Genomic DNA, 8206 nt, shown 5'->3' with positions numbered 1-8206 from the left:
TACTGAATTTAATATTTGAAATTTAGCACATAAAAGACGAACATATATTCGTCTTTTATTTTTTGTTATGGTATACTTTAAATATCGAAAAATGATTTAAAAAGTAGTTCGGAGGAATGTAATAGATGGATGAAAGACAAAAAGCTCTAGAAACTGTTCAAAAGAATATGGATAAGATGTTCGGTAAAGGTGCCGTTATGAAACTCGGTGATGATCCTGGACGTAAAGTAAAAACGACGTCATCAGGTTCAATCACATTAGACCGTGCACTCGGAGTTGGTGGATACCCACAAGGTAGAATTATCGAAATTTACGGACCAGAATCTTCGGGTAAGACAACAGTTGCATTACATGCGATTGCTGAAGTACAGCGTCAAGGTGGAATCGCTGCATTTATCGATGCTGAACACGCACTGGACCCAGTGTATGCTAAAAACTTAGGTGTCGATATTGAGAACTTATACCTGTCTCAGCCAGATCATGGGGAGCAAGGATTAGAAATCGCTGAAGCATTTGTACGAAGTGGTGCGGTGGATATCGTCGTTATTGACTCAGTTGCAGCGTTAACACCAAAAGCAGAAATCGAAGGTGAGATGGGAGATACTCACGTCGGTTTACAAGCGAGAATGATGTCACAAGCATTACGTAAACTATCTGCTGCAATTTCTAAAAGTAATACGACAGCGATTTTCATCAACCAAATTCGTGAAAAAGTTGGAGTTATGTTCGGTAACCCAGAAACGACACCTGGTGGACGAGCGCTGAAGTTCTACAGCTCAGTTCGTTTAGAAGTGCGCCGTGCAGAACAGTTAAAACTCGGACAAGATATCGTCGGAAACCGTACGAAAATTAAAGTTGTTAAAAACAAAGTTGCACCACCATTTAGAGTGGCAGAAGTAGATATTATGTACGGACAAGGTATTTCTAGAACAGGTGAACTTCTCGATCTCGGAGTCGAATACGACATCGTCGATAAAAGCGGTGCGTGGTACTCTTATAACGGGGAAAGACTCGGTCAAGGTAAAGAAAACGCAAAAGAGTACTTAACGAATAACCCTGAAGTACTAGAAGAAATTAATGGTAAATTACGAAATGAATTAGGCTTTGCAGGTGAAGTCACTGAAGAAAGTGAAGAAGTAGAAAACAGCCTATTTGATGAATAATATTATCAAGCATGAGTCACTCTCATGCTTGATTTTTTATGTAAAATATATAAAATGAAATCTGTATGATAAATTATTATATTTAAAATACACATTTTTAACCAACACGTGAATAGCATGCATTAGGGAGGTGTTTTTTGTGGACATGAAAGACATTTTCTTAATCTTACTTGGTATTATTCTCGGTGTTGTTATCGGATATTTAATCGTCATTAGAATTATGACGAATAAGCAGCAACAAGCAAGATCTTCAGCTGAACATATCATCGAAGAAGCTAATAAAACTGCGATGAATTTAAAAAAGGAGAAATTGCTTGAAGCAAAAGAATACAATCAAAAGTTAAAAGAAGAGTTTGATCGTGAGCAGAACGACGCACGACAAAAACTACAAGCTTTTGAATCTCGACTACTTTCTCGAGAGGAAAACTTAGATCGAAAAAGTGAAACTCTAGATAAGAAAGATGAGATATTAGATTTAAAAGAAGCGAAAATTGAAGACAAACAGCAATCGGTGGATGCCAAGGAAGAAAAGATTAATGAAATCATCAGTCAACAAAATGATGAATTGACCCGCATCTCCGGATTAACAAGTGCTGAAGCTAAAGATGAAATCTTTAGAGCGCTCGAAAAAGAACTGTCACACGATATGGCTGTAATGCTGAAAGAGCGTCAAGAAGAAGCGGAATATGAAGCGGACCGAAAAGCAAAAGAATTGCTTGCGACGACGATTCAACGATACGCAGCAGAGTACACGAGTGAATCGACGGTATCTGTTGTAAACTTACCAAACGACGAAATGAAAGGTCGTATTATCGGACGTGAAGGTCGTAACATTCGTACGATTGAAACGTTAACAGGCGTCGATTTAATTATCGACGATACGCCAGAAGCAGTTATCCTTTCAGGATTCGATCCAATACGTAGAACGATCGCTAAAAATGCGTTAGACGAACTCGTCTTAGATGGACGTATTCACCCAGGACGCATTGAAGAAATGGTCGATAAAGCAAGACGTAATATGGAGAGTATCATTCGCGATGCTGGTGAACAAGCAGCGTTTGAATTAGATATTCATAATTTACATCCTGAACTCATTAAACATCTTGGTAAGATGAAATTCCGTTTAAGTTACGGTCAAAACGTATTAAAACACTCAGTAGAAGTTGGATTTTTAGCAGGTATGCTAGCAGCTGAACTTGGCGAAGACGTAAGTCTCGCAAGACGTGCAGGATTACTTCACGATATCGGTAAATCGATCGACCATGAAGTCGAAGGTTCACACGTAGAAATTGGAGTAGACTTAGCAAAACGCTACAAAGAAAACGAGACAGTGATTAACGCAATCGCTTCACACCATGGTGACGTTGAGGCAACGAGTATCATTTCTATAATCGTTGCAGCAGCTGACGCATTAAGTGCAGCACGTCCAGGTGCACGTCGTGAAACGTTAGAAAACTACGTGAAACGACTTGAAAACTTAGAGAAAATTGCAGAAGGCTACGACGGCGTTGAGAAGTCGTTTGCTATTCAAGCGGGACGAGAAATTAGAATTATGGTTCGTCCAGAAGACGTCGATGATGTACAAGCATATCGACTCGCTCGAGATATTAAATCACAAATCGAAGATGAACTGCAGTATCCAGGACATATTAAAGTGACAGTTGTCCGTGAGATGAGGGCTGTAGAATATGCCAAATAAAGATTGGAACATTGTTTCCAATCTTTTTTAATGAAAGGAATAAAAGATTGAGAATTTTATTTATTGGAGATATTGTCGGTAAAATTGGGCGTCGAATAGTAAAAGAAAATTTACCACAGTTAAAACGAGAATATAACATACAATATACAATCGCAAACGGCGAAAATGCTGCACACGGCAAAGGAATGACAAAAGCGATTTATAAAGAGCTCATGGGATACGGTGTGGACTTTATCACTCTAGGTAACCATGCGTTCCATAAAGATGAAGTGTTCGAACTCTTTGAAGAAGATAAAAAAATCATCCGTCCACTAAACTATCCGTCAATCGTTCCAGGCGAAGGATTTAAAAAAGTAAATATTAACAATGAAACGCTAATGATCGTAAACATACAAGGACGTAGTTTTATGGAGTCGATTGATAACCCATTTACTGAAATTGATGCACTGTTAAAAAGAGAATCCGCAGATCAAATCTTTGTGGATTTTCACTGTGAAACGACATCTGAAGCAATCGCAATGGGATATTATTTAGACGGTAGAGTGAATGCTGTCGTCGGGACGCATACGCACGTTCAAACGAACGACGCAGTCGTTCTAGACAACGGTACGTTGTACATAACAGATGTCGGTATGACAGGGTATAAAGATGGAATACTCGGTATCGATAAAGAAGCAGTCATTTCTAGATTTTTAGACCAATTACCAAAACGACATGTCGTACCTGATAAAGGTGATGGTATTTTATCTGCAGTAGTGATCGATACAGTCAAACAGACAATTGAACCGATTTTAATACGAGAGTAATCGGACATAAGTATGAATTTTAAGTGAACGACGCTATGTACACTGAATTCAACAGTTAAATTTGATATGATTTAATTGTTAGAGGAGGCACGAAAATGATCAGTCAATTATCATGGAAAGTCGGTGGACAACAAGGTGAGGGAATTGAGTCAACTGGTGAAATTTTCTCAACGACGTTAAACCGTATGGGGTACTACTTATACAGTTACCGTCACTTTTCATCAAGAATTAAAGGTGGTCATACGAACAACAACATTCGTATTTCAACAAAAGAAGTACGCTCGATTAGCGACCACACACATATATTAGTTGCGTTCGATCAAGAGACGATCGATATTAACGCAAGCGAGTTAATAGATGGCGGAGTAATATTAGCTGACGAAAAGTTTAAACCAGAAGTAAAAGAGGATTTAAACGTTCAGCTCATCGCAGTTCCATTTACTGAAATCGCAAATGAACACGGCAGTAAGTTAATGAAAAACATGGTAGCTGTCGGTGCAAGTGCAAGTCTTATGCATCTTGATATAGAAAAGTTTACAGATATGATTTACACGATGTTTGCGCGTAAAGGCCAAGAAATCGTAGATAATAATATAAATGCATTAAAAGATGGATTTAATTATATCGAGGAAAGACTCGACCAAATCGACGGAGATTTTGAACTAGAAAAAGTCGAAACTCGTGATTCTTTATATCTGATTGGTAACGATGCGATAGGATTTGGTGCATTAAACGCAGGGGTACGTTTTATGGCAGCATACCCAATTACTCCAGCGAGTGACATTATGGAGTATATGATTGAACATTTACCAAAAGTTGATGGTACAGTCATCCAAACTGAAGATGAAATTTCTGCAGTTACGATGGCAATTGGTTCGAACTATGCAGGGGCAAGAAGTTTTACGTCTAGTTCAGGTCCTGGACTGTCACTGATGATGGAGTCGATTGGACTATCTGGTATGACTGAAACACCACTCGTAATCGTCGATACGATGCGTGGAGGTCCGTCAACAGGTCTTCCGACAAAACAAGAGCAATCCGATTTAATGCAGATGATTTACGGTACGCACGGTGAAATTCCAAAAATCATCCTTGCACCAACAGACGTAGAAGATGCGTTTTATCTGACAACTGAAGCTTTTAACTTAGCAGATGAATATCAAGTGCCTGTCATTCTTTTATCAGATTTACAAATGTCACTTGGTAAGCAGTCGTCAAATCCATTTGACCCTTCAAAAGTCGTCATTAATAGAGGACAAATGATTACTGAAGACATCGACGGAGATGATAGTTACTTTGAACGCTTTAAAGTGACAGAAAGTGGAATTTCCGCACGACCGATTCCTGGAGTAAAAGGTGGTATTCACCACGTCACGGGTGTAGAACATAACCCGAACGGAACGCCTAACGAAAGTGCGGTGAACCGTAAAACACAAATGGACAAACGTATGCGTAAACTTGAGGGACTAACGATCGACGCACCGTTTAAAGTAAATGGTAACGTAGACTCTGAGTTACTCGTCATTAGTTTCTTAAGTGGTAACGGACCAGTCGATGAAGCGGTCGAACGTATCGATAAAAATATTACGACGATTCATATGCGTCAACTATTCCCAGTGCCAATTGAAGCACTACAGCCATATTTGGATGGCGCTAAAGAGATACTCGTCGTCGAGCAAAACTATACGGGACAATTGTTTAACATCATTAAGATGAACTACCCACATCATAGTAAAATGTCTCAGTTTAATAAATATGACGGTACGCCGTTAAAACCGGTAGAAATCGAACGTCATTTGAACGAATTATTGTAATTAAAGGATGAATAGTCATGGCAAAATTTAAAGATTTTAGAAACGATATAAAGCCAAACTGGTGTCCTGGATGCGGTCACTTTAGTATTCAATCTGCGATTCAACGTGCCTCTGCAAACGTTGGATTAGAGCCAGAAGACTTAGCATTAGTCAGTGGGATCGGTTGTAGTGGACGTGTATCTGGATATATTCGTTCATATGGTTTCCACGCAACTCACGGTAGAAGTCTTCCAATCGCCCAAGGTATTAAAATGGCCAACAAAGATTTAGAAGTTATCGCAACAGGTGGAGATGGTGACGGATTTGCGATCGGTGTTGGACATACTGTTCACGCAATCAAGCGTAACATCGATATGACGTATATCGTCATGGATAACCAAGTGTACGGCTTAACAAAAGGTCAAACGTCACCGTCAAGTGCGAAAGGTTTCGTAACGAACACGACACCAGACGGTTCAATCGAAAGTCCAATCGTTCCAATATCAACTGCGATGGCAAGTGGTGCGACATTTGTCGCTCAAAGTGTCTCGAGTGATATTAAAGGGTTAACTGCAATAATTGAAGCGGCAATTAAGCACGACGGCTTCGCATTCGTAAACGTTTATAGTCCGTGTGTCACATACAACAAAGTGAACACATATGAATGGTTTAAAGAACGCGTGACTGATATTGAAGATATCGAAGACTACGATAGAGAAGATCGTAACAAAGTAATGAACTATATCAACGAGCACGAAGGGTTATTAAAAGGAATTTTATATCAAGACAATCACTCTAAATCATATGCATCACATATCGATGGCTATTTAGATGAAGCAGTCGTTAATCATGATTTAAAATTAAAAGATGATCAGTTTAACGAACTGATGAATCATTTCGCATAATAAAACACGCAAATTAAGAGGAATCTTAGTTTGCGTGTTTCTTTTTGTTTGGGTGAGAGGTTTTGGAGATTTTGCGTTAACGAATTTGAACATGCGTTTACGCAAATCGGGTTATTGTAAAATTATTTTTTATTGTTTAACATAAATCGCTTTTGTGTAAAAGGGTTGCTCATTAATTTGACGCAAAAGCTCTAATTGTCAACGAAACTGAGTGCTCGTTTACGCAAATCGATTTTGCGTAAAATTAAACCCAAACTCTAACTCCATCTATGCACCCTGACTCTCTTCTAATCGTTTTCTTTCGATTTCAAATGCTTCTTTTTGAATATCTTTTTCATTAATTTCTATTTCTTGAGCTTTAAAGACATCAGCAACGCTTGAGTCGTTTGCGTATAGGTTAAATGATTTTAGTTTTTCATCTCTAACTTGTGTAATTGCTTCATCGATACTATTTTCGGATAACAGTCTATACACGATGACGTTTTTTGTTTGTCCCATACGATACGCTCGACCAATTGCTTGAAGCTCTGTCGATGGTTTCCACTGTGGTTCACATAAAATCACAATGTTTGCAGCTTGTATGTTTAAACCAACACCTGCTGCGTCAATTTGGCCGATTAACGTTGCACCAGCTTCTCGATGTGTAAACGTATCAATCATTTGTTGACGCTCATTCATTGAAACGTCTCCAGAAATTATCCCCGCACTTTGAGTGCCGAGTGTTTGATGAATGAGCTCTAAATTATCTTTAAAGAAGCTGAAGATTAAGATCTTATGACCATTTTCTTTTGCCTCTGTACAAATTTCTATTAAATTCGCGAGTTTTTCTGAATCGTTGATGTTATTACCAGTAAATGCAGCACGTCTCATCTTCATAAGTCCTGATATACCTTCTCGAACAGCGTCATTATAGTACTGGCGTTCTTTTTGACTCATTTCAGAAAACATCTCGATGAATTCTATATCTGGGAGTTCTTTTAACACATCAATACGTTTACGTCTTAAATACGCAGGAGATACGATCGTCTTAAATGTTTCTGGTTCATTCATACGTGGATTATTATCTATCTCTTTAATGATTTGAGGTTGTAATATGCCGATTAAGTGCTTCATCTCGTTTAAATTGTTTTCAATCGGTGTACCTGTCATCATCATGACGTATTCACTTTTTTCAGCGAGTACCATAGCGTTCTTTGTACGCTGTGTATTTGGATTTTTAATTAAATGTGCTTCATCGATAATTAAGCAGTCGATAAAATCTAATGCGTCGAAATCTATGTTTTTCGTATGCTCAGGATTTGTAATTAAAATACTCGGTGTTTCAAGCCATTCGTTAAACGCTTCGTCACGTTTTGCACCGTGAAATATTTTTACCGGAATGCTCGTCCATTTTTCGATTTCATGCGCCCAGTTCGCCATCACGCTTTTTGGACAAATGACAAATGCGCGCGTTTTATTATCTTTAAATAAATGCGTAATCACTCCGAGTGCTTGAATTGTTTTACCGAGCCCCATTTCGTCACCGATTAGCGTGCGTTTGTTATACAACGCATATTTCGTTCCGAAGGCCTGATACGGACGTAACGTTCCACCTGTAAGCAGTGATACGTCGAGATTCATATTTGTTATTTTTTCAACTAATACTGACGGCAAGTCTCCAGCGTGTTGACTCGATGCGACGCCTGTTCTTGATTCTATAAATGCATAAAACGACGCACTGTCATTCATAAATGCTTCTTTTATTTTTAAATCATTATTCAGTTCACTATAGAGCGTATCGACATCTTTATGTAGTTGATTGAGCTCAGGTTGTACTTTTTCAAATTGATGAAACGCCGCG

The 8206-nt window shown here is 38.6% G+C and carries 6 protein-coding genes; 5 read left to right on the top strand and 1 reads right to left on the bottom strand.

Features of this window, described 5'->3' with window-relative positions; all coding sequences use genetic code 11:
• Positions 1 to 125: 125 nt before the first annotated feature.
• The 5 genes from recA (at position 126) to TJ68_RS05250 (ending at position 6366) form a co-directional block, all read left to right on the top strand.
• Positions 126 to 1163 (top strand): recombinase RecA, encoded by a 1038-nt coding sequence (gene recA / locus TJ68_RS05270; protein WP_040929115.1) that lies wholly within the window; start codon positions 126 to 128, stop codon positions 1161 to 1163.
• Between the two features lie 139 nt (positions 1164 to 1302).
• Entirely contained in the window at positions 1303 to 2862 is a 1560-nt protein-coding gene (gene rny, locus TJ68_RS05265) for a ribonuclease Y (RefSeq protein ID WP_040929114.1), read from the top strand.
• Between the two features lie 47 nt (positions 2863 to 2909).
• Positions 2910 to 3668 carry a TIGR00282 family metallophosphoesterase gene (locus TJ68_RS05260; RefSeq protein ID WP_040929113.1) on the top strand — a complete coding sequence of 253 codons (759 nt, stop codon included), beginning with the start codon at positions 2910 to 2912 and terminating at the stop codon, positions 3666 to 3668.
• A 95-nt stretch (positions 3669 to 3763) separates the two neighbouring features.
• Positions 3764 to 5482 carry a 2-oxoacid:acceptor oxidoreductase subunit alpha gene (locus TJ68_RS05255; RefSeq protein ID WP_040929112.1) on the top strand — a complete coding sequence of 573 codons (1719 nt, stop codon included), beginning with the start codon at positions 3764 to 3766 and terminating at the stop codon, positions 5480 to 5482.
• Between the two features lie 17 nt (positions 5483 to 5499).
• Positions 5500 to 6366: a 2-oxoacid:ferredoxin oxidoreductase subunit beta gene (locus tag TJ68_RS05250; RefSeq protein ID WP_040929111.1), complete on the top strand. Its 867-nt coding sequence runs from the start codon at positions 5500 to 5502 to the stop codon at positions 6364 to 6366.
• Between the two features lie 267 nt (positions 6367 to 6633).
• Here TJ68_RS05250 and TJ68_RS05245 read toward each other — a convergent pair whose 3' ends face one another.
• Positions 6634 to 8094 carry a DEAD/DEAH box helicase gene (locus TJ68_RS05245; RefSeq protein WP_052327330.1) on the bottom strand — a complete coding sequence of 487 codons (1461 nt, stop codon included), beginning with the start codon at positions 8092 to 8094 and terminating at the stop codon, positions 6634 to 6636.
• Positions 8095 to 8206: the final 112 nt, after the last annotated feature.

Origin of the sequence: Nosocomiicoccus massiliensis (assembly GCF_000438455.1) — a bacterium.
In the GTDB taxonomy this organism is placed as follows: Bacteria; Bacillota; Bacilli; order Staphylococcales; family Salinicoccaceae; genus Nosocomiicoccus; species Nosocomiicoccus massiliensis.
This window is presented reverse-complemented; position numbering and strand designations above follow the sequence as displayed.